Origin of the sequence: Nonomuraea sp. NPDC050790 (assembly GCF_044456745.1) — a bacterium.
Lineage (GTDB): Bacteria > Actinomycetota > Actinomycetes > Streptosporangiales > Streptosporangiaceae > Nonomuraea.
On the sequence record NZ_JBITGF010000012.1, the window covers coordinates 246,065 to 272,075 of the forward strand.

27 protein-coding genes are annotated in these 26,011 nt (G+C 69.3%); 17 read left to right on the forward strand and 10 right to left on the reverse strand.

From position 1 onward, the window contains the following. Window positions 1–16: 16 nt before the first annotated feature. The 4 genes from ACIBEJ_RS45095 (at window position 17) to ACIBEJ_RS45110 (ending at window position 4,653) form a co-directional block, all read left to right on the forward strand. Entirely contained in the window at window positions 17–1,171 is a 1,155-nt protein-coding gene (locus tag ACIBEJ_RS45095; RefSeq protein WP_397189134.1) for an allantoate amidohydrolase, read from the forward strand. Next, window positions 1,162–2,487 (forward strand): formimidoylglutamate deiminase, encoded by a 1,326-nt coding sequence (locus ACIBEJ_RS45100; RefSeq protein ID WP_397189135.1) that lies wholly within the window; start codon window positions 1,162–1,164, stop codon window positions 2,485–2,487. Before ACIBEJ_RS45095 ends, ACIBEJ_RS45100 begins: the two co-directional genes overlap by 10 nt. Then, entirely contained in the window at window positions 2,484–3,614 is a 1,131-nt protein-coding gene (hutI, locus tag ACIBEJ_RS45105) for an imidazolonepropionase (protein WP_397189136.1), read from the forward strand. Before ACIBEJ_RS45100 ends, hutI begins: the two co-directional genes overlap by 4 nt. A gap of 109 nt (window positions 3,615–3,723) precedes the next feature. Beyond that, window positions 3,724–4,653, forward strand: coding sequence for an RNA polymerase sigma factor RpoD/SigA (locus ACIBEJ_RS45110; RefSeq protein ID WP_379609264.1), 930 nt, complete (start codon window positions 3,724–3,726; stop codon window positions 4,651–4,653). Window positions 4,654–5,510: 857 nt separating this feature from the next. On the opposite strand, the gene ACIBEJ_RS45115 is transcribed toward ACIBEJ_RS45110, so the two are convergent. From ACIBEJ_RS45115 to ACIBEJ_RS45145, 7 genes are all read right to left on the reverse strand, one after another. After that, the gene (locus tag ACIBEJ_RS45115) at window positions 5,511–6,344 is read right to left on the reverse strand and encodes a helix-turn-helix domain-containing protein (RefSeq protein WP_397189137.1); all 834 of its coding nucleotides are present in this window, start codon (window positions 6,342–6,344) and stop codon (window positions 5,511–5,513) included. Continuing rightward, window positions 6,341–6,883 (reverse strand): DUF6879 family protein, encoded by a 543-nt coding sequence (locus tag ACIBEJ_RS45120; RefSeq protein ID WP_397189138.1) that lies wholly within the window; start codon window positions 6,881–6,883, stop codon window positions 6,341–6,343. The genes ACIBEJ_RS45115 and ACIBEJ_RS45120 overlap by 4 nt, the downstream gene beginning before the upstream one ends. Beyond that, window positions 6,873–7,229: a hypothetical protein gene (locus tag ACIBEJ_RS45125; RefSeq protein WP_397189139.1), complete on the reverse strand. Its 357-nt coding sequence runs from the start codon at window positions 7,227–7,229 to the stop codon at window positions 6,873–6,875. Before ACIBEJ_RS45125 ends, ACIBEJ_RS45120 begins: the two co-directional genes overlap by 11 nt. Before the next feature lie 411 nt (window positions 7,230–7,640). Further along, the gene (locus tag ACIBEJ_RS45130; protein ID WP_397189140.1) at window positions 7,641–8,156 is read right to left on the reverse strand and encodes a GNAT family N-acetyltransferase; all 516 of its coding nucleotides are present in this window, start codon (window positions 8,154–8,156) and stop codon (window positions 7,641–7,643) included. Between the two features lie 52 nt (window positions 8,157–8,208). Beyond that, window positions 8,209–8,808, reverse strand: coding sequence for a DUF4240 domain-containing protein (locus ACIBEJ_RS45135; RefSeq protein ID WP_397189141.1), 600 nt, complete (start codon window positions 8,806–8,808; stop codon window positions 8,209–8,211). Window positions 8,809–8,832: 24 nt separating this feature from the next. Then, window positions 8,833–9,591 (reverse strand): phosphotransferase family protein, encoded by a 759-nt coding sequence (locus tag ACIBEJ_RS45140; protein ID WP_397189142.1) that lies wholly within the window; start codon window positions 9,589–9,591, stop codon window positions 8,833–8,835. 465 nt (window positions 9,592–10,056) lie between these two features. Then, window positions 10,057–10,461, reverse strand: coding sequence for an ArsI/CadI family heavy metal resistance metalloenzyme (locus tag ACIBEJ_RS45145; protein WP_397189143.1), 405 nt, complete (start codon window positions 10,459–10,461; stop codon window positions 10,057–10,059). Window positions 10,462–10,565: 104 nt separating this feature from the next. On the opposite strand from ACIBEJ_RS45145, the gene ACIBEJ_RS45150 reads away from it, so the two are divergent. The 7 genes from ACIBEJ_RS45150 (at window position 10,566) to ACIBEJ_RS45180 (ending at window position 16,935) form a co-directional block, all read left to right on the forward strand. Continuing rightward, window positions 10,566–11,150: a DUF4240 domain-containing protein gene (locus tag ACIBEJ_RS45150; RefSeq protein WP_397189144.1), complete on the forward strand. Its 585-nt coding sequence runs from the start codon at window positions 10,566–10,568 to the stop codon at window positions 11,148–11,150. A 40-nt stretch (window positions 11,151–11,190) separates the two neighbouring features. Next, window positions 11,191–12,447, forward strand: a complete 1,257-nt coding sequence (locus ACIBEJ_RS45155) for a metalloregulator ArsR/SmtB family transcription factor (RefSeq protein WP_397189145.1) — start codon at window positions 11,191–11,193, stop codon at window positions 12,445–12,447. Window positions 12,448–12,577: 130 nt separating this feature from the next. Then, entirely contained in the window at window positions 12,578–13,432 is an 855-nt protein-coding gene (locus ACIBEJ_RS45160) for an alpha/beta fold hydrolase (RefSeq protein ID WP_397189146.1), read from the forward strand. A gap of 34 nt (window positions 13,433–13,466) precedes the next feature. Further along, entirely contained in the window at window positions 13,467–14,270 is an 804-nt protein-coding gene (locus ACIBEJ_RS45165) for a hypothetical protein (protein ID WP_397189147.1), read from the forward strand. A 96-nt stretch (window positions 14,271–14,366) separates the two neighbouring features. Then, entirely contained in the window at window positions 14,367–15,548 is a 1,182-nt protein-coding gene (locus ACIBEJ_RS45170; protein ID WP_397189148.1) for a cytochrome P450, read from the forward strand. Between the two features lie 447 nt (window positions 15,549–15,995). Beyond that, window positions 15,996–16,202: a ferredoxin gene (locus ACIBEJ_RS45175; protein WP_397189149.1), complete on the forward strand. Its 207-nt coding sequence runs from the start codon at window positions 15,996–15,998 to the stop codon at window positions 16,200–16,202. Between the two features lie 397 nt (window positions 16,203–16,599). Further along, window positions 16,600–16,935, forward strand: coding sequence for a PadR family transcriptional regulator (locus ACIBEJ_RS45180; RefSeq protein WP_397189150.1), 336 nt, complete (start codon window positions 16,600–16,602; stop codon window positions 16,933–16,935). 127 nt (window positions 16,936–17,062) lie between these two features. Here the strand turns inward: ACIBEJ_RS45180 and ACIBEJ_RS45185 are convergent, their stop codons facing one another. The 3 genes from ACIBEJ_RS45185 to ACIBEJ_RS45195 form a co-directional block, all read right to left on the reverse strand. Beyond that, window positions 17,063–18,733, reverse strand: a complete 1,671-nt coding sequence (locus ACIBEJ_RS45185; RefSeq protein WP_397189151.1) for a cytochrome bc complex cytochrome b subunit — start codon at window positions 18,731–18,733, stop codon at window positions 17,063–17,065. 84 nt (window positions 18,734–18,817) lie between these two features. Further along, window positions 18,818–19,228 carry a MarR family winged helix-turn-helix transcriptional regulator gene (locus tag ACIBEJ_RS45190; RefSeq protein ID WP_397189152.1) on the reverse strand — a complete coding sequence of 137 codons (411 nt, stop codon included), beginning with the start codon at window positions 19,226–19,228 and terminating at the stop codon, window positions 18,818–18,820. Window positions 19,229–19,232: 4 nt separating this feature from the next. After that, window positions 19,233–20,252 (reverse strand): hypothetical protein, encoded by a 1,020-nt coding sequence (locus tag ACIBEJ_RS45195; RefSeq protein WP_397189153.1) that lies wholly within the window; start codon window positions 20,250–20,252, stop codon window positions 19,233–19,235. A gap of 94 nt (window positions 20,253–20,346) precedes the next feature. Here ACIBEJ_RS45195 and ACIBEJ_RS45200 point away from each other — a divergent pair, with 94 nt between their 5' ends. Genes ACIBEJ_RS45200 through ACIBEJ_RS45225 form a run of 6 tightly spaced genes read left to right on the forward strand, consistent with a single transcriptional unit; the run spans window position 20,347 to window position 25,981 of the window. Next, entirely contained in the window at window positions 20,347–21,549 is a 1,203-nt protein-coding gene (locus ACIBEJ_RS45200) for an NAD(P)/FAD-dependent oxidoreductase (protein ID WP_397189154.1), read from the forward strand. Further along, on the forward strand, window positions 21,546–22,163 hold the full coding sequence (locus ACIBEJ_RS45205; RefSeq protein WP_397189155.1) for a DUF1365 family protein: 618 nt from the start codon (window positions 21,546–21,548) through the stop codon (window positions 22,161–22,163). Before ACIBEJ_RS45200 ends, ACIBEJ_RS45205 begins: the two co-directional genes overlap by 4 nt. Then, a complete protein-coding gene (locus ACIBEJ_RS45210; protein ID WP_397189156.1) occupies window positions 22,160–23,308 on the forward strand; it encodes a class I SAM-dependent methyltransferase in 1,149 nt (382 codons plus the stop codon). The genes ACIBEJ_RS45205 and ACIBEJ_RS45210 overlap by 4 nt, the downstream gene beginning before the upstream one ends. Continuing rightward, entirely contained in the window at window positions 23,305–24,486 is a 1,182-nt protein-coding gene (locus ACIBEJ_RS45215) for a class I SAM-dependent methyltransferase (protein WP_397189157.1), read from the forward strand. The genes ACIBEJ_RS45210 and ACIBEJ_RS45215 overlap by 4 nt, the downstream gene beginning before the upstream one ends. Next, complete coding sequence (locus ACIBEJ_RS45220; protein WP_397189158.1) at window positions 24,483–25,253, forward strand: DUF1295 domain-containing protein; 771 nt, start codon at window positions 24,483–24,485, stop codon at window positions 25,251–25,253. The genes ACIBEJ_RS45215 and ACIBEJ_RS45220 overlap by 4 nt, the downstream gene beginning before the upstream one ends. Window positions 25,254–25,264: 11 nt before the next feature. Next, window positions 25,265–25,981 carry an SDR family NAD(P)-dependent oxidoreductase gene (locus tag ACIBEJ_RS45225; protein ID WP_397189159.1) on the forward strand — a complete coding sequence of 239 codons (717 nt, stop codon included), beginning with the start codon at window positions 25,265–25,267 and terminating at the stop codon, window positions 25,979–25,981. Window positions 25,982–26,011 lie beyond the last annotated feature (30 nt).

Sequence of the window (26,011 nt, forward strand, 5' to 3'; positions counted from 1 at the left end):
CACTAGAGTGACTCCCATGCTTGGAGAACTTGCGCACATCGGGCGGGATCCCTCGACCAACGGCTACGTCAGGGACGCCTGGTCGGCCGCCGACCTGGAGCTGCGGGAGTGGTTCGCGGGCGAGGCGGGCCGGCGCGGCCTCGACCTGCGCGAGGACCGCAACGGCAACCTCTGGGCATGGTGGGGCGACCCGTCGAGGACGCCGGGCGTGGTCACGGGCAGCCATCTCGACTCGGTACGGCAGGGCGGCGCCTACGACGGCCCCCTCGGCGTCGTGTCCGCCTTCCAGGCTCTCGACCTGGTCAGGCAGCGGGGGTTCGAGCCGGGCCGGCCGCTCGGCATCGCCTGCTTCACCGACGAGGAGGGCGCCAGGTTCGGGGTGCCGTGCATGGGCTCGCGCCTGCTGACCGGGGTGCTCGATCCCGAGCGGGCCAGGGGGCTGGCCGACGACGACGGGCGCACGCTGGCCGAGGTGCTGGCCTCGGCGGGGCGCAAGCCGTACGGGCTGGGCAGGGACGAGGAGACGCTCGGGCACGTCGGCGTCTTCGTCGAGCTGCACGTCGAGCAGGGCCGGGGGCTGGTCGACCTCGGCCGGGCGGTCGGCGCGGCCAGCGCCATCTGGCCGCACGGACGCTGGCGCTTCGATTTTCGCGGGCAGGCCAACCACGCGGGCACGACGCGCCTGGAGGACCGCGACGACCCGATGCTCGCCTACGCGGCCAAGGTGCTCGCGGCCCGCGAGGCGGCGGGCAGGCACGGGGTGGTCGCCACGTTCGGCAAGGTGCGCGTCTCGCCGAACAACGCCAACACCATCCCCGGGCTGGTCTCGGCGTGGCTGGACGCCAGGGGCGCGGGCGAGCGCGAGGTGCGGGCGCTGGTGGCGGAGCTGAGCGCGGGGGAGCGGGTCAGCGAGGAGTCCTGGACGCCCGTGGTCGACTTCGACCGGGCGCTGCGCGACCGGGTCGCCGCCGCGGCCGGTGACGTGCCGGTGCTGCCGACCGGGGCCGGGCACGACGCGGGCATCCTGGCCTCGGCGGGGGTGCCGTCGGCGATGCTGTTCGTGCGCAACCCGACCGGCGTCTCCCACTCGCCCGCCGAGCACGCCGAGGAGGCCGACTGCGCCGCCGGGGCCGAGGCGCTCGCCCGCGTACTGGAGGATCTGTGCCGCTGACCTACTGGTGCGAGCAGGCGTGGCTGCCCGACGGCCCGGCCGAGAGCGTGATCGTCGAGATCGACGGCGCGCGCATCGCCGCCGTCACCCAGGGCCCGCCGCCACCCGGCGCGCGACGGCTGCCGGGGATCACGGTGCCGGGGCTGGCCAACGCCCACTCCCACGCCTTCCACCGGGCGCTGCGCGGCGCCACCCAGACCGGCAAGGGCGACTTCTGGACCTGGCGCGAACAGATGTACGGGATCGCCGCCCGGCTCGACCCCGACTCCTACCTGACCCTGGCCCGCGCCGTCTACGCCGAGATGGCGCTGGCCGGGATCACCTGCGTCGGCGAGTTCCACTACCTGCACCACGCGCCCGGCGGCCTCCCCTACGCCGACCCCAACGCGATGGGGCACGCGCTGGTGCGGGCCGCCCGCGAGGCCGGGCTGCGCATCGCGCTGCTCGACACCTGCTACCTGGCCGGTGGCATCGGCACGCCGCTGGCCGGCGCCCAGGCCCGTTTCGGCGACGGCGACGCCGAGCGCTGGGCCGTGCGGGCCGAGGAGTTGTCCGCGCACTACGCCGGCCAGGCCGACGTCGTGACCGGGGCCGCGATCCACTCGGTGCGCGCGGTGCCGCCGGAGCAGATGCCGCTGGTCGCGGAGTTCTCCCACCGGCACGCCACGCCGCTGCACGCCCACGTCTCCGAGCAACGGGCCGAGAACGCCGCCTGCGTCGAGAGGTACGCGGCCACGCCGGTCCAGGTCCTGCACGAGCACGGCGCGCTGGGCCCGCGCTCGACCGCCGTGCACGCCACGCACCTCACCGACGCCGACGTGGAGCTGCTCGGCGGCTCGCGCACACACGTGTGCATGTGCCCGACGACCGAACGCGACCTGGCCGACGGCATCGGCCCCGCCAGGACGCTCTTCGACAAGGGCGCGCCGATCACGCTGGGCTCCGACAGCCACGCGGTGATCGACCTGTTCGAGGAGGCGCGGGCGGTCGAGCTCAACGAGCGGCTGGCCAGCGAGAAGCGCGGCCACTGGCGGGCCGCCGAGCTGCTGTCGGCCGCGACGGCGGCCGGCCACGCCTCGCTGGGCTTCCCGGACGCGGGGGTCCTGGCCGAGGGCGCGTGGGCCGACCTCGTCACGGTCCGCCTGGATTCGGTCCGTACGGCCGGCGCCACGGGAGCCGAAGCGGTGGTCTTCGCGGCGACGGCGGCGGACGTGTACTCGGTGGTCTCCTCGGGCCGCCACGTGGTGACCGACGGCCACCACATTTCCGGAAATGTCGGTCAGATGCTGGCCGAGGCGATAGGAGCCCTGCGGTGAGCGCGAAACTGATCGACGGCATCGGCCTCCTCTACACCGGCGACCCCGCCCGCGAGGAGATCCAGAACGCCGCCATGGTCGTCGAGGACGGCCGCGTCGTCTGGACCGGCACCGCCGCCGAGGCCCCGGTGGCCGACGTGCGCGAGGACGCCGCCGGGCGCTGCGTCATCCCCGGCTTCGTGGACAGCCACGCCCATCTGATCTTCGCCGGGGACCGTACCGCCGAGTTCGACGCGCGCATGTCCGGCCAGCCGTACACCGCCGGCGGCATCCGCACCACCGTCGCCGCCACCCGCGCGGCCAGCGACGCCGAACTGGCCACCCACGCCGCCGCCCTCCTCGACGAGATGCGCCGCCAGGGCACCACCACCGTCGAGATCAAGAGCGGCTACGGGCTCAGCGTCGAGGACGAGCGGCGCTCCCTGGAGATCGCCTCCGGGCTCGTGGACGAGACCACCTACCTGGGCGCGCACGTCGTGCCCGCCGGGATCGACGCCGACGAGTACGTGCGGCTCGTGGCGGGGGAGATGCTGGGGGCCTGCGCGCCGTACGCGAAATGGGTGGACGTCTTCTGCGAGCGCGGCGCGTTCGACGGCGACCAGACGCGGGAGATCCTCACCGCGGGCGTCAAGGCGGGGCTGCGGCCGAGGGTCCACGCCAACCAGCTCACCGAGGGGCCGGGGGTGCGGATCGCCATCGAGCTCGGGGCGGCCTCCGCCGACCACTGCACCCACCTGTCGGACGCCGACGTGGACGCGCTGGCCTCCTCCGAGACCGTGGCGACGTTGCTGCCGGGGGCGGAGTTCTCGACGCGCTCGCCGTACCCGGACGCGCGCCGGCTCATCGACGCGGGGGCCACCGTGGCCATCGCGACCGACTGCAACCCCGGCTCGTCGTTCACCTCCTCGATGCCGTTCTGCATCGCGCTGGCCGTACGCGAGATGAGGATGACGCCGCTCGAAGCCGTCAGGGCGGCCACCTACGGCGGCGCCCGCGCGCTGCGCCGCGACGACGTCGGCGTGCTGCGACCGGGCTCCCGCGCGGACTACGTGATCTTGGACGCGCCGTCGTATGTGCACCTCGCATACCGCCCGGGCGTACCCTTGGTCGCTGCTGTCTCCTCCTGAAGGAGGACATGAAGAACCATCCCAGCGGCGTACCTGTTTAGGGAATCTTTGCTTCGGACCGCACGTTGGCCGGGTATAGAACGCAGCTGCGGGAACGAGGTGCCTGGGGATGGCAAGGCCTACGGGGAGTCGCACGCAGGAGGTCGCCGAGCGCGACCTGCTCGGAACCTATCTGGCGGAGATAGGCCGGGTCCCGCTGCTCACCGCCGAGGAGGAGGTCGAGCTCGCCAAGCGGATCGAGGCGGGGCTGTTCGCCGAGCAACTGCTCGACAGCGGAGGCTCCGAGCCCCGCATCGGTGACGTCGCCGACGAGGAGCTCGAACGGCTGGCGATATCGGGGCAGCGCGCGAAGGACGAGTTCATCCAGGCCAACCTGAGGCTGGTTGTGGCGGTGGCCCGGAAGTACTCCGGGCGGGGGATGCCGCTGATCGACCTGGTCCAGGAGGGGAACCTGGGTCTGGTGCGCGCGGTGGAGAAGTTCGACTACCAGCGGGGGTACAAGTTCTCGACGTATGCCACGTGGTGGATCAGGCAGTCGGTGGGACGCGCCATCCACGAGCAGGCGCGGCCGGTCCGGCTGCCCACGCATGCGGGGGAGCAGATGACCCGGTTGATGAGGGTACGCCGGGACATGCTGGCCGAGTTCGACACCGAACCCACGGATGACGATCTCGCCCAGGTGCTGGAGCTGCCGATCGAGCGGGTGCGGGAGCTGCGGCGGTGGGCTTCGGATCCGGTTTCGCTGCAGCTTGGGGTCGGGGACGAGGACGAGACCGAGCTCGGCGACATGATCGCGGACGAGACCTGGGCGGATCCTGAGCAGCAGGCGATCGAGATCCTGGAGAGGGAGCGGCTGGATCAGTGGCTCACCGACCTCGAAGGGGACACCTCCGAGATGCTGCGGTGGAGGTACGGGCTGGTGGATGGGCGCGAGCACACGCTTACCGAGGTGGGGGAGCGGTACGGGATCGGGCGGGACCGGGCACGGCGGATCGAGAGGGACGCGCTGGCTCGGCTTCGGAAGATGGCGGCCGCCTAAAAGCAAGGTCATCGCTCAAAGGCAAGGTCATCGCTTTTGGCGCGCTTCGCGCGTGATGGCGCTCAGGCGTTTCTTCCAGTCGAGCCGGGGGCTCGACCCCGCGTCGGTCCTTCGGGCGCCTTCTTTGGGCCCCACCCCTTGCCCAGCTAGGTGGCCAGCCAGCTCCTGCCCACCCGTGCCGGTTGGGGTGTGGGCCAACTGGGTTTCCTTGGCCAGCCATCCGGGAGCTGCTAACCAGGTAGAGGGCAAAACACCTGCTCCTCGGACTGGCTGGGGAATAGGCCCACAGGGTTTCCTTGATCGGGGAACGGGGTTGTCGCTGACCGGCTGGCCCCTCACTCCGGCGCAATTGAGTGCCGTGGCAGTGACGTCCTGAAGCCGAGCGGCCCCGCCTCCGGGGGTACTCCTGCGGGAAGCGGAGACGGGGCCACGTGTCTCACAACCACTTTCCGGCCCTCCAGCCCGTGTGGTGTGAGACGGTCGGTCCCGGCCTGACGTGGGAGGCCGGGAGTTTCATCGCCCCGCGTCCAGGTGGCTGCCGCCGACGCGGAGGCAGAGCGGCTCATAGAGTTTCGTCGTAATGCACGACCGCCAGCACGGTGTAGATCTTCCCAAGCAGCCGATACGCCTGCCCCCGCCAGACGGCCCGATCCTGGTCCGTGATCAAGTCAGGCAGGCTGGTCACATCTCCTCCCAAGCAGGGGACCGTCGCCCCAACGCGGGCCTGTTCAAGACCGCAGGCGATGGCGGACGGTGATGGATAACGCCACCTACTGCTAGGGCGCCACAGAGGGGTATACGGGGGACCATGCACAAGACGTTAAGAGGCACCGAACCGGCGGCTCAACGAAATTGCCTCAGATTGCCGCAGCAGCTTCGAGGATCAACTCTCTAGCCTGCCCGCCGTACGCAGCTATGGCTTGCATTCGCTCAAACGTCCGGCCATAGAGGGCAATTTCGCGCGGCTGTGTGATCGTCAACTGGGCGCTGACCGTCTCCACCCGCACGGTCAGATCGTCGAACATGAGGAACCCCTCTGCGGGCCAGATCTCACGAGAGGCCCCCGCCGGAATGATGCCCAAGCTGACGCGCTGGAGGCTCATCGAAGAGATCAGCCGGTCGAACTGGCCCGCCATCACGTCCGGGTCGCCCACCCGTGTCCTGAGTGCCTGCTCCTCGATCACGAACATGAACCGGCGATCGCCCCTGTACAGGACTCGCTGCCTGTCCATACGCGCCTCGACGGCATCGTCCACATCATCAGGAAGAGACAGAAAGAGGCGAACCTGCCGCATTACGGCGGCCGCATAGCCGGGCGTCTGCAGCAGCCCAGGAATCAGAAACGGATGATAGACCCGGAAAAGGCTCGCTTGCTCGTACAGCGGCACCGAGGCTTCCTGGCGCCGCCTCAGGCCGACACGGAGCTGGCGTTGCCACTCCACGTACGCGGATTCGATGTTGCGGCGAGTCGCGATCAGATCCGCGAGCTGTTCCTGAGCGCCACAGATACGGCACCAGGCCCGCAGGTCGTCCTCGGAGGCGTTGCGCGTGCCCCGCTCGATGCGGGTGACCTTCGACGGCTGCCATCCGGCCGCCTCGGCGAGCTGCCGTCCCAGAAGATTCGCGTCCTCGCGGATCTCTCTGAGGCGCGCGCCGAATGCCTCCTTCGCCTGTTGGATCTGCGCTGTCACGGCCGCGCGATGACAGGCTTGTACTCAGCGTGCGGGATGGCCACCGACCACAGCAGGTTCCTGACCTGGACGCAGTCCGAGATGACGCCCGGATCGTCGACAAGCTCACGGCCCGCCGACCGGCCCTCCTCGTCGAAACGGTTGACGACCACGATCCGATCGTCGAGCAGCCACCAATCGTTTCCGTCAACAGGGAACGCCACCTGCTCGGGCAGCAGGTGGCGCGGCAACCAGCGGATGTCCTCGCCCGCCTCGACGTTGTGGACGGTGTCCTGCCACTCGAACTCGATGTATGGGCTGACCGGCTCACTGATCACACGTACCCTGCGCACCGACCTGCCCTCGGCGGCCTTCGCCCGGACCTTGTCCGTCCAGTCGGCGAACCAGGCCGCGACCTCCGCGTGCGACTGACGCTCTCCGGCAAGCCATCTGCCGAAGCGGGACTGCTCGCCCGCTACGCCGTAAGAGTCCCGAAGTTCGAGATGGAAGGCGTCCCGCTCGAAGGCGTCGAACAGGACGCGCCATTCCTCAACGGTCAACAGGCGCATGTTCCTGATCTACCACCAGGCGCAGTGCCGCCGATACCTCTACAGCGGATTCATGGGCGGGCAGGCCCAGGTGCCGTAGTGCGTCGGCGTCTTCGATCGGCCGGCCGTACACGCGGTAGGTCCCGCGGTCCGTGAGCCCGACGCGCGGCGGCGGGTCGGTGCCGTCCGGGTGCAGGCGACTGCGGGTCAGCTGGGCCAGGAGCGGCCGCGGCACTTCGACGGAACCCGGATCCCCGTCGACGGTCCAACCTCTGACGACGAAGGTGTCGCGGTCGGTCTCGTACAGGGTGGGACATTCATCCTTCTCGCAGTCGCTGCCGAGGAAGGTCAGCTTCACGTGCACCTCCAGGGAGTTGCCGGAAATTGCCCATCGCGCGGATGGTCTATCGAACCGAGATCCTCGTCAAGACCACAGATGCCTGCTTAACGCTCTTGGCGGCGGGTGTCGCGCAGGTATGGTCCGCCGCAGTCGTCGGGCGGAACCGCAGTCGCGAAGTCCGGGCCCAGGCTCAAACCACGTCCAACCAGCAGTGAGAATGCCGCAACCCGTCGAGTTGTAAGCCTCCAGTCGGTTCTCGCCACGTACGGGCTATGTCGGGAAGGGGCAGACGGTGGCGCTGGCGTTCACCGAGAACCCGGAGGGACCGGTCAAATCGCATCTCACCGCGACGGTGATCGAGGGCGCCGTCAAGCCGTGCGTCCCGGTGCACGACCCGACGCGGGTCGGTGACCGGCTGAGCCGCGGGGGTCAGCGGCCGGGTACGGCTCGTTCCAGTTCGACGAGTGCCAGCGGGGGTCCCTCGTCGAACTCGTGGTCGTGGGTCCTGCCGGTCTCGGCGAAGCCGTTCTTAGCGTAGAAGCGGCGTGCCTGCGCGGAGTCCCGGAGCGTCCACAGGTGCACGTCGTCATATCCGGCATCTCGTACTCGGTCCAGGATCGCGGTCAACAGGGCCATGGAGATACCGCTTCCCCAGACGTCCGGGTGGGCGAAGAACGTCTGAATCTCCGCGACGCCCGGGCGGGAGGTGGACGCCCCGAACCGGGCGAAAGCACCCGGCCGCTCGTTCAGCCGCGCCAGAAGGATCGTGTCCCCGCCCTCGGCCAGAATGCCGTGCCACCTGGTACGCCGTTCCTTGACCCCGGCCGCGGCGACCTTCGGCGCGCAGAGCGGACCGTGCGAGACACCCCAGGACAGGGCGTGAATCTCACCGAGGACGTCCCCGTCGCCGGGTTCGGCAGGCCGGACCGTGATCTCATCAGGCATGCCATCGACCCTACAACCAGGTGAAATCGTGGTGTTCACGATGGTCGGATGATCAGGTGGGGTCGGAGTGGGACGGCACGCTGGTCATGTATCTGGTGATGCGGGGGAGTCTGCGAGCTTTCTCCTCCGCATCGTCGAGTTCCCACGCCTCGTCTGTGGGGTTGGGCATCGCGAACAGCTCGAAGCCGCGAGACGTCAGGGCTTCGGCCAGTTCCTCATGTCCCTTGCCCGTCGCCTGCTCCCAAGCCCTCATGGCCACGTAATCCAGGGCTTCGAACGTGGGCCAGTCCTCCCGTGTCCACGTCTGCCGCTTCCGCGTCATGAGGACAAGTCGCCGTACCGCCGGAACGTCCACCAGCGCATCGGGCTCACGGGCAACCCGCTCGAAGGTCTCACGGCCCAGACCGACGAGCCACATCTGGAAGTACCAGAAGCCGTCGCCGGACCCGTCCAGGTCAAGGGCACGTACCGCGCCCCACATCAACCAGGTGTCGATCTTGCGGCGGGCTGTGACCATCCAGGCTTCGAAATCGATGATCTCCTCGGCGGGACGTCGCACCAACTGATCGTGCAGCCAGTTCAGACGTTGCTCTTTAGCGGTGGTCTCACCCGCCGACCGCTCGATCAGGAACCAGAACTCGTCCACGTCCACACGGTCGATCCTGGCATGTGCCGCCTATGCTCTGATTCGTCCGTCGGGGCGGGCGGCTTTCAGGACGTCGATCTCGCAGCCGGGCGCGGACGGGTCGAAGCCGTGCTCGGCCAGCCAGCGGATCGCCAGCAGGCTTCGCATGGACCACCAGGCGCGGATCAGGTCCAGGTCGACGGCGGTGCCGTAGCCGGAGATGACGTCGGCGAGGTGTTCGGGGTGGCCGAGCGTCAGGATGGCGAGGTCGTACAGGGGGTCGCCCTGGCTCGCCTCGGACCAGTCGATGATGCCGGTGATCTCGTCGCCGTCCACGAACACGTGGCTGAGCTGCAGGTCGCCGTGGATGAACGTGGGTGTCCACGGCCGGAGGACGGTCTCGGCGATCTTGCGGTTGCGCGTGATGAGGTCGGTGGGGAGGACCTCGTTGGTGATGAGCCACTCGCACTCGCCGTCGAGGCGCGCCGCGATCTCGTCGCGGGTACTGCCGGGCCATGGAGGCAGCGGGGCTTCATGCAGCTTTCGTACGGCGGCGCCTGCCGCTGTCCAGGCCGCCGGTGATGCGTTCGTTGGTCGGCCGAGGTGGCCTAGCGCGGTGCCGGGGAGGGCGGCGAGGGCGAGGACGGGCGGGTTGCGCCACAAGATCTTCGGCGTGGGGATCGGGGCCAGGGTCATCGCCTCGACTTCTACGTCGATGCGGGTCTGGTCGGTGTCGATCTTGAGGAACGTGTCGCCGACGCGCAGAGTCGCCCGCTCGCTGTGTGCTACGACGACCTCTACCTCTTCCACGGCGGCCATTATCGCGAGCTGGCCCGCGCGTGTCGCCGGGTTTTATCGCGTGCGGCCCTTGGCGGCCTATTCGACCGTTGGTGGTTCAAACAACGCGGTCGAACAGCATCGGAGGTCGAGAGAGCACGTTCGTGGGTGAGGCTGGTGGTCGCGAGTGTGTGCCAGCGGGTGACGCTGGTGGTCGCGCCGTCACCCACGAGCAGGTTGTGGGTGACGGCGCGGGGATGGTTGGGCCAATCGCGAACTCTCGGCCAACGGCGAGCGCGCGGCTGACGGCGTGCTCTCGGCCGACGGCGATTTTTTGGCTACGGCGAGCTCTCGGCTGATGGCGAGTTCGCGGCCACCCGGGCCGGTCGGCCATCCGTGAGGTTGGCCGTGCACGGCGTCGGCCGTCCACGGTGTTGGGCGCAGCATGGTGTTGGGCGCAGCGCGGTGTTGGGCGGCGCGGGCTGAGGTGGGTCCGGGTTAGCAGCAGGCTGAGGGGGACAGGCTGGTCAGGGTTTCGGCGTCGGACTTGACGACATATACCTCCCAAGGCTCGCTGCCGGGCCCGCGTACCCACACTTTGTCCTGGACTGCGTAGCAGCAGGAGGTGTTCTCCTCGACCGTCGTCTCCAGGCCCTGCCCGGCCAGGCGGGTCGTCGCGGCGGTGACCTCATCGGTGGTGGCGACCTCTACGCCGAGGTGGTCCAGGCGGGTGTCGGTGCCGGGGTCGCCTTCGATGAGTACCAGCTTGAGCGGGGGCTCCGTGACGGCGAAGTTGGCGTAGCCGTCGCGGAGCTTCGCCGGTTCGGTGCCGAAGAGCTTGCTGTAGAAGTCGATGGACGCCTGCAGGTCGGCGACGCGCAGGGCGAGCTGGACACGAGACATGATTTGTCTCCTCCACTGTTTCGATGAACCTCTAATCAGTGCCGAGTGTGCATCGCTGATTTGATATCTGTCAAATCAGAGAAGACGAGTGCGATCATCGGCGTGTGGATGAGGAGACCTTCTGGAATCTGATTGAGCGATCTGGTCAGCGGGGCGGGAGTGAGCGTGACCGGGTGGAATGGCTGACGGAGGAGTTGTCGCGGTTGCCCGCCGAGGCGATCGCCGACTACTGCGTCTGGTGGAAGGTCACGCAGAACCGTGCCGGCACCTGGGACCTGGCGGGCGCCTATGACCTCGTCCTTGGTGGCGGGTCGTCGAACAGCTTCGAGTACTTCGCGAACTGGCTCATCGGCCTGGGCCGTGAAGCCTGCGAACGCGTGACCGGCTGCCCTGAGGAACTGGTCGAGTTGCCGCAGGTTCGGCGGGCTCTGGCGCAGAGGCATGCCCGCCGCCTCGGCGATCCTGAAGCGGCTTCCTGGCCTGAAGACGACTGGCCGGCGTTCGAGGCGCTCGGCCATCCGGGGATGGGCGCGTACGAGCAGGTGACGGGTCGGGTGCCCGAGGTGGGCGTCGAGGCCAGGTTTCCGATCGGGCCGGTAGGGCTGGGTGGTGAGGAGTGGGATGCCGAGGACCCTGCGGAGGCGGTACGCAGGTTGCCGCGTACCGCCCGGCGTCTCGGTATCGGCTGACCTTTCGGTAGGTAGCTTCATCGTCTATCGTCGATTAACGATGAATGAAAATAAGAGTGGATCGCTGGATCGGGCTGCCGCGGTCGAGTACGCGACCTGGTTCAAGGCGTTGGCAGATGCGACCCGGGTCCAGATTGTCTCGTTGCTCGCGCGCCGCGGCGTACCGATGAGTGTGGGGGAGATCGTCGAGGCGGTCGTGGTCGGACAGTCCACCGTCTCGGCGCATCTGAAGGTGCTGTCGGAGGTACGGTTCGTGCTGGCCGAACGCGTCGGCACCTCGGCCTTCTACCGGATCAACGACGCCTGCGTGGACTGCTTCCCCAGCGCCGCCGACCTCGTGATGGGCCGAGCTCCAGCCACGCCTCCAACCTGCGCCTCGCCGACCACCCCGCAAGCTCCGGCCACGCCTCCAACCTGGGGTTCGCCGACCGCTTCACAGGCTCCTTCCGGCGATGCCTCGCCGACCTTGACGCAGGCTTCGGCGTCTCCCGCCTTCGCCGCACCCGTCCCCCCGCAGGCTCCGGCCACGCCTGTCGCCTGCGCATCGCCGACCACTCCGCAGCGGCCCGGCGATGTGCGTGCCGCGACCGTCGGGCGGTATTCCGATCTGGCGCGTACGGCTCTCGCGGGTGGTGTGCCGCTGGACGGGGAGCCCGATGCCGGCTGCTTCGGTGCCGACGCCTACGCCGATTCGCTCCATCACCTGCCCGAGGCGGCGCGGCGGGCCAGCCTGGGTTGCGGCAATCCGCTCGCCGTCGCGGAGCTGAAGGACGGGGAAACCGTGCTCGACCTGGGTTCGGGCGGCGGGCTGGACGTCCTGCTGTCCGCTCGCCGCGTCGGCCCAACAGGTCACGTCTACGGACTGGACGCCAGCCCCGACATGCTCACCCTCGCCAACGCCAACGCCGCCCAGGCCGGAGCGGTGAACGTGGAGTTCCTGCACGGCCACATCGAGGACATCCCCCTGCCCGAGGCGGCCGTCGACGTGGTCATCTCCAACTGCGTCGTCAACCTCTCCACCGACAAACCGGCCGTGCTCGGCGAAGCCTTCCGCGTACTCAAACCGGGCGGACGCCTGGGCATCAGCGACGTGATCGCCGACGAGGACCTCGACCCCGACGCCCGCACGGCGGCCGAGCAACGCGTCGGTTGTGCGAACGGGACCCTGACCGCGGCCGAGTACCGGCGACTGCTGGCGGAGACCGGCTTCACGGACATCAGCGTCACCCCGACCGCCGACGCCGGTGAAGGGCTGCGTTCGGCGATCGTCCGGGCCGCCAAGCCGGGCCGGGAGTAACGCCCTCCGTTCGGGTAGCGGGTAGCTGTCACCTGCCGTGGTAGCTGCCACCTGCCGCGACAGCACGTACCAAACGAGGAGAGATCCCGAGATGCGGGCGATCCAGAAGCCACGCCACCAAAGCCTGAACGTGGACGGAATCAATGTCTTCTACCGCGAAGCCGGTGCGCGGGACCGTCCGTGCGTCCTGTTGCTGCACGGATTCCCGAGCGCCTCGCACACGTTCCGGCACGTGATCAGCCCGCTGGCGGAGGTGAGCCGGGTCGTGGCCCCCGACCTGCCGGGCTTCGGGTTCTCCAGCGCGCCGCGCGTCGGCGATTTCGAGTACGGCTTCGCGCGCCTGGCCGACATCGTGGAGGCGTTCCTGGAGCGGATCGGAGTCGAGGAGTTCTTCGTCTACCTGCACGACTTCGGCGCGCCGGTCGGCTACCACCTCGCCACCCGGCGGCCCGAGCGCGTCCTCGGGCTCATCGTGCAGAACGGCAACGCCCACGAGGACGGCCTCGGCCCCGGCTGGGACACCGCGCGCGCTTTCTGGGCAGATCCGTCCGAGGCGAACCGCGCCAAACTGCCCGAATGGCTCAACTTCGAGGGCACCCGCGACCAGTACCTGGGCGGACTGCCCCAGCGGGTACGCCCCCTGCACCCGCCCGAGCCCTGGTACCTGGACTGGGAGCGCATGTCGCGGCCCGGCAACGTCGAGGCCCAGTTCCAGCTTTTTCGCGATTACGCCAGTCATGTCGCCCGGTTCGATGAACTGGCCGACTACCACCGGACCCACCAGCCGCCCGGCCTGCTGCTGTGGGGTCGGCACGACCCGTTCTTCGACCTGGCCGAGATCATGGCGTACGCGCGGACGCTCGACCGGCTCGAGATGCACGTGTACGACGGCGGCCACCTCGTCCTCGAGACCCACTCGGCCGAGTGCGCCGCGGTGATGGCGGCCTTCGTCGCCGACATCTCCGCCGAACGATCGCTAGGGTGAGGCATTCGATCATCTTCACCCCAGGAAGTGCCACGTGTACCGATTAAGCCTGCCTGCCCTCCTCGTCGTCGGTGTCTACCTCCTCGCGCTGGCGATCGTCGCGGTGCTCGCCCTCGTCACGGGCGACCTGGACGCGATGCTGCGGCTGACGCTGATACCCGTGACGGACGAAGAAGTCCCGGTGACCCGGACGAACCTGATCATCCTCGTTCTGGTCGGTGGAATGTGGGCGTGGACGTTGTGGCAGGGTCTGCGCGGACCGCTGACAGGCCCGCCGCCCGCGGCCGACCGCGACATCACGCGACTGCGGATCGCGCTGTACGTCGCGGCGGCGTCCTGGCTGATCTACCCTGTCTCGACCTTCTGGACCTGGTGGATCGGGGTACTCGACGCCGTGGTGATGCTGGCGGTGGTGTGGCTGTTCCACCCCGTTTTGACCCGTGGCGACACCAAATCCGACCACATGCGCACCATCGGCGTGGCCGGGTATGTCTGCGTGGCCATCTTCGAGGTGCTCGACGGCTTTGCGGTGGACCTTCCCGGACCGCTCCTGCTCGGCGGTCTGGCGGCGCTGGTCTGGACGGTTCTGCTCCTGCGGGCGCAGCGGAACGACAGCCTCTGGCAGACCTCGACCGTCGTGTACGGCATCGCCTCCCTGGTCCTGATGATCATCTCTGGGCTGTTGGACCGGCTCGTGGAATCCGTCGGCGACGTCCCCAGCGCGGTTTCCACGTGCGCCGGTGCCCTGACGCTGATCTGGCTGGCCCGTTCGGCCCACGACCTCGCCAACCCACGCCACGAACCGGCCCCCTCCCCGCCTGTCGCCGCCGAGTCCTGACGCGCACGTCGTTACGGCCTTGCGTACACCGATCCTCATGCGTACAGTGTTCCCATCAGGTGTACGACGTGCTCACCCTGCCGTGGGAGGAACTTCATGACCGAGCCGCTGACCGCGATCCCGTGGACCCGCCCCGCCGACCGGCCGTTCGACCCGCCCGCCGAGCTCGCGCCGCTGCGCGAGGAGCAGCCGCTGCGGCCGTTGATCTTCCCCGACGGGCATGAGGGGTGGCTGGCCCTGGGCTACGACGAGGTCCGCGCCATCATTGCCGACCCGCGCTTCTCCTCGCGCCACGAGCTGATCCACTACGCGCTGGCCGACCTCGGCCCCTTGCCGCCCGCCGAGCCCGGCGACCTGGGCGGGATGGACGCGCCCCAGCACACCCGGTACCGGAAGGTGCTGGCGGGCAAGTTCACGGTCCGGCGCATGCGGCTGCTGTCCGAGCGCGCCGAGGAGATCACGAACGAGCACCTCGACGCCATGGCCGCATCCGGCTCGGAAGCCGACCTGGTCGAGGTCCTTGCTCAGCCGGTGCCCGGGGTGATGATCTGCGAGCTGCTCGGCGTGCCGTACGCGGACCGCGGGGAGTTCCAGAAGCTCGCGGCCGCTGTGAACGGGCTGGGTGCCACCCCGGAGGAGCAGTTCGCCGCCTTTGAGCAGTTGGGCGACTACATCAGCGGGCTGGTGCGCTCTAAGCGCGCCAACCCCACCGACGACCTGCTCAGCGACCTGACCGAGACCGATCTGTCGGAAGACGAGCTGGCCCGTGTCGGCGCGTTCCTGCTGGGCGCTGGGCTCGACACGACCGCGAACATGATCGCACTGGGCACTTACACGCTGCTTCAGCACCCTGACCAGCTCGCGCTGCTGCGTGCCGATCCTGCGCTGTTCGGCAACGCGGTGGAGGAGCTGATGCGCTTTCTGAGCATCGCTCATACCGGGGTGCGGGCCGCGCTGGAGGACGTTGAGCTGAGCGGGCAGACCGTCAAGGCTGGGCAATCGGTGGCGCTGGCCCTGCAGGCCGCCAACCGCGACTCCAGAAAGTACCCCAACCCCGACGCCCTGGACGTGCGTCGTGACGCCTCCGGTCATCTGGGCTTTGGGCATGGGATTCATCAGTGTCTGGGGCAGCAGTTGGCCAGGGTCGAGATGCGGGCGGCCTTTCCGGCACTGTTCGGCCGCTTTCCGGGGTTGCGACTGGCGGTACCGGCGGACCAGGTTCCGATGCGGGGACTGGTGGACATCTACGGCGTGGACCGCCTACCGGTCAGCTGGTAGGCACCGCGAAGCCGTGACCTGCTGTTGGGCCTACCGGTCGAGTGGTAGGTGGCGCGACGCCACGGCCCGCACTGCGTCTACCGGTCAGGTGGTAGGTGGCGCGATGCCACGACGTGCTGTGCGCCTACCGGTCAGATGGTAGGTGCTGGACTTGCGCCGCCGTGCTTGCCCTACCGGTCAGGTGGTAGGGGTGGGGGACGGTTACGGCCGTTGGCGCGCCTACCGGTCAGGCGGTAGGCGCTGGACTCCGCGTTGCTAGGCACGGTCTACCAGCCGGTTGGGAGGTGTTGGGACGCCCATGGTGTGGGAGCGCCTACCGGTCAGGTGGTAGGTGGGTGCTGGGAGTTCTGCGGTGTGTGCGTGCCGCTTCATCGGCCCGATGTTGCCCATGTCGTCGGGTATTTGGGCTGGTTGGATGCCTGTCGCGACCTTGGAGAGTGGTCAGTCGTGGAAGTCGCCCTGGATGGGGACAGATGTATCGGTTCTGGCATGTGCGTGTTGTCCGCGCCTGCCGTGTTCGATCAGAGCGATGAGGGCACCGGTGTCGTGCTCGACCGGCATCCGGGTGCTGAACAGCTCGCTGCCGTCCGCGAGGCGGTCGCGGTCTGCCCGGCGGCAGCGATCGCCATCGTGGGGGATCGGCCTGCGCGGTGACTGCTGAGCGCCGGCAGTTCCTGAGCGCCGGTCGTTTAAGGACGCCGGTCGCTTCTGAGTGCGGGTGACGCCTGAATGCCGTGACTCCTGGACGCGGTGACTCCTGCGCGCAGGTACCCGTAAACGCACGGACCCGTCGGTGCGGGCAACCCGTAAGGCGGGTATCCGTGAGTGCGGGCATCCAGTGAGTGCGGGCAACCCGTGAGGTCGGTGGCCCCTGGGCCGGCGACTCGTTAGTGCGGTGACTCGGGAATGGGGGTTACCCGTGATTGTGGTCACTGCTGGGGGTGGTGGCGTGTCAATATGGCTGCAGCGGGCGACGGGCGGCGGCCGGGGGGCTATTTAGTGATACTATCTACTGATAGTGGATCGTGCTAGGTAGCTGGGAGGGTGTTCCGTGGGCAAGCAGGTCACGGAGATGCTCAAGGGCACGCTGGAGGGCATCGTCCTGGCGATCCTGTCCGAGCGGCCCGCCTACGGCTACGAGATCACGGCGTGGCTGCGGGACCAGGGCTTCTCGGACATCGCCGAGGGCACCATCTACGCGCTGCTGGTCAGGATCGAGAACCGTGGCTTCGTTGACGTGGAGAAGGTGCCTTCCGAGAAGGGGCCGCCGCGCAAGGTGTACTCGCTGAACGACAGCGGGCGCGAGCATCTTGCGGAGTTCTGGCGGACCTGGAGTTTCCTGGCTGAGCGGCTTGAACAGCTCCGCGACGGGGCCGCCCCGGCCTGACCGCGGAGCGCGTTGTGCCACCGCCCTGACCGCGGAGCGCGTGGGGTCACCGGCCTGACCGCGGAGCGCGTGGGGTCACCGGCCTGGCAGTGCGAGGATCCCAGCGGGCCCAGGGGCAGGAGCCGGCTCAGCGGGTCGGCTCGGGAGGTTGTCGCCGGTCCGCCGAGAGCGCGTCGCCGTCGCCGCCGACGTGGCCGACGCCGACGTGGCCGCGGCTGTTGTCGAGGGGGATCTTCTCCCCGCCGTACCACTTGGACAGGGCCGCGCGCAGCTTGCCCAGCAGGCCGCGCATCCCCTTGGGCGGAATGCCCGCGCTGTCCTTCTCCACCGGCAGCATCGGCACCGGCTCCTTGGAGCGCAGCGAGTCCTCCACCGTGTCGATCGGCGCTGTGTGTACCTCGACGAACTCACCGTGCGGCAGCCGCTTGATGACCCCCGACTCCACCCCGTGGCCGATCACCGCGGCGTCCGAACGCTGCAGCCCCAGGCAGATCCGGTACGTGATGGCGTACGCCAGCACCGGCCCCACCAGCACCAGCACCCGCCCCACATACGTGGTCACGTTCAGACTGATCTGGAAATTGGCCGACAACTCGTCATTGGCACCCAGCAACCACAACACCCCGTAGAACACGATCGCGGCCATGCCGATCGAAGTCCGGTGCGGGTTGTTGCGCGGACGGTCCGACACGTGCAGCGCCCGGTGGTCACCGGTCATCCAGCGTTCCAGGAACGGATACAGCGCCAGACCCGTGATGATGGCGCCCATCGGCCCCAAAGCCGGAATGATCACACTCAACGGCAGCGTCCCAGCATAGGAGGTGCCGAACAGGTTGATCTCCCAGGCCGGCATCAACCGCAGCGACCCCTCCAGGAAGCCCATGTAGAAGTCCGGCTGTGAGCCCGCCGAGATGTCCGCCGGGTTGTACGGGCCGAAGATCCAGATCGGATTGATCTGTGCGAACGTCCCCAACGCCACGATCAGCGCGAACGTGAAGAGGAACAACGCACCGGCCTTCAGCATGAAGGCAGGATAGAGCGGCGCACCCACCACATTGCGGTTGTTCGCGCCGTTACCCGGCATCTGCGTGTGTTTCTGCACCCACGTCAGCACCACATGCGCACCGACCAACGCCAGCAGAAGGCCCGGAATCAGCAGGATGTGCAGCGAGTAGAACCGGGAGATCACCTCCGTCCCCGGATACTCGCCACCGAACAAGAAGAACGTGATGTACGTCCCGACCAGCGGCAACGAGATCGCCACGCCCTCGGTGATCCGCAGGCCCGCGCCCGACAGCAGATCGTCCGGCAGCGAGTACCCGGTCAGGCCCTCCACCAGCGCCAGCGCGAGCAGGACGACACCGATCAGCCACGTCAGCTCACGCGGCTTGCGGTAGGCGCCCATGAAGAACACCCGCAGCATGTGCACCATCATGCTGGCCACGAACAGCAACGCCGCCCAGTGGTGCATCTGCCGCATGAGCAGGCCGCCACGCACGTCGAAGCTGATCTCCAGCGACGACGCGTACGCCTGCGACATCCCCACGCCCTTGAGCGGCGCGTAGGACCCGTCGTAGATCACGTGCTCCATGCCCGGCTTGAACCACAGTGTCAGGAACGTGCCGGTCAGCAGCAGGATGATGAACGAGTAGAGCGCGACCTCACCCAGCAGGTACGTCCAGTGATCCGGGAAGATCTTGCGGAGGTTGCGCCTGAGGAAGTTGCCCGCCCCGAGCCGGTCGTCGAGAAAGCCCGACGGCCCGCTGATGGCCTTGGGCACCGCGTCGAGCCTGGCCATGATCACCTCTGTGATCCGTCCGTTGTCTCCTTTTCACAGTCAGCGTTCGGCCGGAGACCGGCAGCGGTTGCACGGTGCGCCTGCTCAGGCGATGGTGATCAGCTTGATCAGTTGCCGTCTGAACTGCTCGTAGTCGTCCACGGCGCCGAGCAACTGCTCCGAGGTGCGTTCGGCCTCGTGGGCGAGTGCCAGGGTCGCGGCGCCCGTGTCGGTGATGGTCACCGACACGCGCCGCCGGTCCCGCTGGTCGGCCTGCTTGCCGACGTAACCGGCGCGCCGCAGGTGCTCGATCGTCCGGCTCATCGTCTGGTCGGTCACGCGGCACAGCCCCGCCAGTTCGCGCTGAGTCAGCGGCCCTTCGGCCAGGTGGTGCAGGGCGATCAGGCCGGCGTGGGTCAGCCCGTGCGCGGCGAGGAACTCATGGAAGCGCCCCTCCACCAGGCGGGCGGCCACCGACAGCAGCCGGCCGGTGGGCCAGGAGTCGATGTCGGCCACCCGCTCATTGTTCCACCCGGCGATCGTGAACCGGCTCAGGAGATCGCCGTCTTTTCGCGATCGCCAGGCCGAGCCAGATCATCCCGGCGATCACGGCCACCACGAGGTATTCGATCGCCGGGATCCGGCCCACGGCCAGGACGCCGGACAGGTCGTGGCGCAAGCCGTACACCAGGAGGGCGCCGAAGGCGTAGGCCAGGCCCAGCGACCAGCGCACCCCGCGCGTCAGCCCCAAGCCGTGCATCTGGGTGACGACGAAGACGCCGAGGAAGCCGAACAGGAACATCGGCCACGCCCCGTCCGGTCCGCCGCTCATCACGGCGACGAGCGTGCCGTGGACGGCGACGGCCAGTTCCAGGGTGAGGGTCCACCACCGGTTGGTGTGGGCGCGGGTGAGGAACAGGCTGCCCTGGAGCAGCAGCAGGAACATGTAGAAGAAGCCGATCAGGTGGCCGCTGGTGGCCTCCATGGGGTGGTACCAGAAGGTGTAGACGGCCGCCCAGCTGAACAGATAGCCGTGGTAGCGGCGGGCGAAGCGCACCACCTGGGCGCCGATCGGGGCCGGTCTGCCGAAGAACATGCCGCGCCGGCGGTTCTCCATGAGCAGGACGACCACCAGCAGCAGGATCACCGATCCCTGAGAGCTGAAGATGGACACGTCCTGGGCCAGGCCGTCGTAGAACAGTTGCGTCTGGGCCATGTGCAGGGCGATGAAGGCGGCGTTGACGCCGAGCGCCACGACGTTCACCGGGTGCAGGCCCCGCGTGTAGCGGCCCACCCTGGTCTGCGCGTAGTAGATGAGGGCCCACAGGGCGAGTTGGTGGGCCGCGTAGGGTAGCCAGGCCGACAGCCGGGTCCACAGGGTCGGTTCGGGTAGCTTCCAGTAATACCAGGACACGCCCTGGTCGGGCAGGAGCGTGACGCCGTGCAGGCGTTGGCCGAGCAGCCAGATCAGGGCGGTGATGATCGCGCCGGCCAGCACGCCGGCGGTGAGGATCCGGCCCGCGCTCCAATTGTTCAGCATGCTGATTATTATGCTTATGTTCAGCCTGCTGAACAAAATGTCCGGGAAAGGCAACCGGCGGCACGTCGGCTCCGAATAGGCGTATGTGGACCACATGGAACGACGCAGGATCGCGGTGATCGGCAGCGGCATCGCCGGTCTCACCGCGGCCTACGTGCTGCAACGCGACCACGACGTCACCCTGTTCGAATCCGACGCGCGGCTCGGAGGCCACGCCCACACCCACGACGTGCCGACCGGCGCCGTGGACAGCGGCTTCATCGTGCACAACCGCCGGACCTATCCGCTTTTGACGCGGCTGTTCGCCGAGCTTGGTGTGCGGACCCGCGCGTCGCCGATGAGCCTGTCCGTCGCGTGCGCCGGCTGCGGGCTGGAGTACGCCGGTGGCAAGGGGTTGACCGGGCTTCTGGCACAACGCCCACGGCCGGCGTACCTGAGAATGCTGGGCGAGATGCCGCGCTTTCGCAGAGCGGCGCGGCACCTCCTGGCCTCAGGCCAGGACCGGACGCTCGGCGAGTTCGCCGAGGGCTTCACCACCTACTTCGGCACGCACTTCCTTACGCCGCTGATCTCGGCGGTCTGGTCGTGCGCGCCGGCCATGGCCCTGGAGTATCCCGCCCGCCACCTGTTCACCTTCCTGCGCAACCACGGGATGCTGGCGGTGGGCGGCTCGCCGAGCTGGCGCACCGTCGTCGGCGGCTCGCGCGCCTACGTGGAGCGCATCGCCAAGCACCTGACCGCCGTTCACACCAACTGCGCGGTACGCGAGCTGCGCCGCTCGGGCGACGGCGTGGAACTGGTCGCCGACGGCAGGCACACCTTCGCGGCCGCGGTCGTGGCCACCCATCCCGACCAGGCGCTGCGCCTGCTCGCCGAGCCGACACCCACCGAGCGCGAGGTGCTCGGCGCCTTCACCTACTCGCGCAACGAAGCCGTTTTGCACACCGACACCACGCTCCTTCCGCGGGCTCCCGGGGCGCGGGCGTCGTGGAACCTGCGCATGGACTGCCGTGCCGCCGCCGCGCCGCGGGTGCGGGTGAGCTATGACATGGACCGTCTGCAGGGCCAGCCGTACCTGGTCAGCCTGGGTGAGCCGATCGCCGAGCAGCATCAACTCGCGCGCATGGTCTACCACCATCCGGTGTACACCCCCGCGTCGGTCGCGGCGCAGCGGCGGCTGCCCTCGCTCAACGACGCGTCGATCGTGTTCGCCGGCGCCTATCACGGCTGGGGCTTCCACGAGGACGGCTGCCGCTCCGGCTTGCTGGCCGCCCAGGCGCTGGGCGGTGACTGGTGATCCTCTACGAGTGCGTGATCACCCACGCGCGGGCCGAGCCGGTGCACAACGCCTTCCGTTACCGCACCGCGTTGTGCCTGGTGGACGCCGACGATCGGCCGCGCAGGTCGCCGGTCGCGCCGCCCGCGGGGCGCGGTGACCTCGACGCGTTCCTGGCCCGCCACGAGCTGGCCGCCGATCGGGTGCTGACCCTCGCCCACCACCGGCTGCTGGGCTGGGCCTTCGACCCCTTGCGGGTGCACTGGTGCTTCGCGGCCGGACGGCTCGCGGCCACGGTCGCCGAGGTGCGCAACACCTATGGCGGACGCCACCGCTACCTTCTGCGGCCCGGCGCACACGAGGTCGCCAAGGACTTTCGCGTCTCGCCGTTCAACGGGGTCGACGGCTTCTACCGCGTCGACCTGCCGATCCCCGGCGAACGGCTTCGCCTGACGGTCACCCTGCACCGGGAGGGCAGGCCGCCGTTCGCCGCCAGCGTGCGCGGCCGCCGGGTGAGGGCCATGAAGGCACGGCACGTCCTGGCGCCGATCCTCACCAGCGCCCGCATCCGCCGCCAGGGGATCGGCCTGTATCTGCGCGGTCTCACCATCCGGCCACCGGGAGCGGACCGATGACCGGCGCACCGGCGGCCTGGTTGCGCGCCCAGGTGGCCCGGCAACTGTTCCTGCACGTGGTCAAAAGGATGGGGCCCGCCCTGGAGGGACTACGGCTGCGCCGGCCCGCGTCCTTCTTCCATCGGGTGGGCGCCGACGGGCTGATCGGGTTCGGGGAGTCCTACGTGGCCGGCGACTGGGACGCCGACGACCTGGTCGGGGTGCTGACGGCGCTGGCCGGTGAGGTGGACCGGCTGGTGCCCGCCCCCCTGCAGAAGCTGCGGCGCACGGTCCTGCCGAGGACGCCGCGGGCCGTACGCGGCACCCCGGACGGGGCGCGCCACAACATCGCGCGGCACTACGACCTGTCCAACGAGCTGTTCGCCGCCTTCCTCGATGAGAGCATGACCTACTCCGCGGCCTGGTTCGCCGACCCGGCCGCCGCGACGTGGGCCGACCTGGCGCCCGCGCAACGCCGCAAGATCGATCGGCTGCTGACGCAGGCCCGAGTCGGGCCGGGAACCCGCCTGCTGGAGATCGGCAGCGGCTGGGGCGAACTGGCCGTCCGCGCCGCGCGGCGCGGCGCCGAGGTGGTCTCGATCACCCTGTCCGGCGAGCAGGTACGGCTGGCCAAGGAACGAGCGCGCGCCGCCCGCCTGGCCGCGCCACCGGAGTTCCGGCTGTGCGACTACCGCGAAGTCGACGGCAGCTTCGACGCGATCGTCAGCGCCGAGATGATCGAGGCTGTGGGCGCCCGGCACTGGCCGGAGTACTTCGCGGTGCTCCAGCGGCGCCTGGCCCCGGGCGGCCGGATCGCGCTGCAGGCCATCACGATGCCGCACGATCGCATGCTGGCCACCCTCGGCACCCACACCTGGGTGCAGAAGCACATCTTCCCCGGCGGCATGCTGCCCTCCGTACCCGCGATCGAGAGCCTGCTCGGGCCGCTGCGCATCGTGCAGCGGCTGTCGCTGCGCGAGCACTACGCGCACACCCTGCGCCTGTGGCGCGAACGCTTCACCCGGCAGCGCGACCACATCACCGACCTCGGCTTCGACGAGACCTTCCACCGCATGTGGCGGTTCTACCTCGCCTATTCCGAAGCCGGATTCCGTTCCGGCTACCTCGACGTCTGGCAGCTCACCATGGAAAGGAGACGTTCTTGACGACGATCGCGGCCCGCGCGGGACACTCGATCGACGCGCTCTTCGGCGGAAGGCCGCCGGTGACGATCCGGTTCTGGGACGGCAGCACGCACGGCGGCGAGGACGGCGCGGCCCCCACGCTCGAACTGCGCAGCCCCATCGCCGCCCGGCACCTGCTGTGGAGTCCGGGCGAGCTCGGCCTGGCCAGGGCCTACGTCAGCGGCCACCTCCGCTTCGACGGCGACCTCACCCAGACCCTGCGCCGGGTACGCGCCGCTCCCGCCGTCCGTCCCCGCCCGCGCGACCTGCTGGCGCTGATCCGGTTGCCGGGCGTGCTCGGCCCCAGGCCCAAGACACCGGCCGCGGAGGCACGGCTGCGCGGCCGCTCGCACACCCGCGGGCGCGACCGTGCCGCCATCGCCCACCACTACGACCTGTCCAACGCGTTCTACCAGCTCATCCTGGACGACTCGATGGCGTACTCCTGCGCCGTCTTCGAACCCGGCGACGATCTGGAGCGGGCGCAGCGCCGTAAGCTCGATCAGATCTGCGACCACCTGCGGCTGCGGCCCGGCATGCGCGTCCTCGACGTCGGCTGCGGCTGGGGTTCGCTGGCCCTGCACGCGGCCGGCCGGCGCGGCGTGGCGGTCGTCGGCGTCACGCTCTCGGCCGCCCAGCGGCGCTTCGCCCTCGACCGGGCCGCGGGACTGCCCGTGGACATCAGGGCGCAGGACTACCGCGACCTCGACGACGGCCCCTACGACGCGATCTGCTCCATCGAGATGGGCGAGCACGTCGGCCGGGCCGGCTACCCCGGCTACGCGGCCGCGTTGCACCGGCTGCTGCGCCCCGGCGGCCGGGCGCTCATCCAGCAGATGGCGCGCGAGAACCGGCCCGGCGGCGGCCCGTTCATCGAACGCTACATCGCCCCCGACATGCACATGAGGCCGCTGGCGCAGACCACGACGATGCTGGCGGCGGCGGGGTTCACGGTGGAGGGCACCTCCTCGCTCGGCCATCACTACGTGCGGACCGTCCAGGCCTGGCAGGAGCGCCTCCAGGCGCGTCTGCCGGAGGCGAGGGCGCTGATCGGCGACGAACGTACCCGGGTGTGGCAGTTGTACCTGGCCGGCGGCATGCTGGCCTTCGAGCAGGGCCGCATGGACGTCCACCAGATCGTGCTGAGGAGAGACCGATGAGCGTTTTCCTGTCCTGCCTGGCCCTGGTGGCGCTGCTCATGGTCATCACCTTCGGAGTGGGGATCAAGGCGGGCAAGCACGCCGTGATCGACGCCGCCTGGGGGCTCGGCTTCGCCGTCATCGCGCTGGCGGCCTTCGTCCAGGGCGGCGGCGACCCGCTGCGCCGCGTCCTGCTGCTCGTCCTGACCTGCCTGTGGGGGCTGCGGCTGGCCCTGCACCTCGGCCGGCGGGTCGCCGGCGGCGGCGAGGACCCCCGCTACGAGGCGCTCCTGGCCAAGGCCCCGGGCAGCCGCGACGCCTACGCCTTCCGGATGATCTACGTGACGCAGGGCCTGATCATGTTGTTCGTCTCGCTGCCCGTCCAGGTCGGCATGACCACGACCGGGCTCGTCGGCTGGCTCGGCTGGGCGGGCGTGGCGCTGTGGCTGGTGGGGTTCGTCTTCGAAACCGTCGGTGACCGGCAACTGGCCCGCTTCCGCGCCGACCCCGCGAACAGGGAACGCGTGCTGGACACCGGTCTGTGGCGCTACACCCGCCACCCCAACTACTTCGGCGACGCCGTCGTCTGGTGGGGCCTCTTCCTCATCGCCGCCGAACGCTGGCCCGGTGTCCTGACCTTCCTCTCCCCGGTCGTCATGACCTACTTCCTGCTCGCCAGGACCGGCAAGCCCCTGCTGGAGCGGAGGCTGTCGGCCACCCGGCCGGGGTACGCCGACTACGTCCGCCGCACCAGCGGTTTCCTTCCTATGCCGCCCAAGCGCGGATGAGGGCGGGGCGCGTGCGGCACGAACGTGCCGACCTGGTCATCGTCGTGACCGGCGGCACCCGCGGCATCGGGCGCGGGCTCGCCGAGGAGTTCACCAGGCGGGGCCATCACGTCGTCACCGGCGGTTCGCGGCAGAGCGACGTCCGCGACCGGCTCCGGCTCCGGGCGATGTGGGACGCCGCCGTCGAACGCCACGGCCGAGTCGACATGTGGATCAACAACGCCGGGATCACCCAATCCCGCCTCCCACTGTGGGAACTGCCCGAACACCAGGCGCGTGACGTCGTGGACGTCAATCTCACCGGTGTGATCAACGGCTGCGCGATCGCGCTGGCCGGAATGGCCGAGCAGGGCCACGGTCACGTGTGGAACATGGAGGGACTCGGCAGCGACGGCCGTGCCGTACCCGGACTGGCCGTTTACGGAGCGACCAAGCGGGCGCTGACCTACCTGACCAGGGCTCTGGCGAAGGAGGTGCCCGACGGCGTCTCGGTCGGGCTGCTCAGCCCCGGCATGGTCACCACCGACCTGCTGCTGCACGAGCTGACTCCCCACGCCAGGAAGATGTACGACATCCTGGCCGACCGGGTGGAGACCGTCACGCCCTGGCTGGCGCGGCAGGCGCTGACCAAGGCCACGAACGGCGCGCACGTACGCTGGCTCACCCCGCGCAAAGTCCTCTGGCGGTTCGCCCGCGCCCGCTTCACCAACCGGCAAGTGATCTCCTGACGGCGAAAAGTGTACGATGTAGACGAGGAT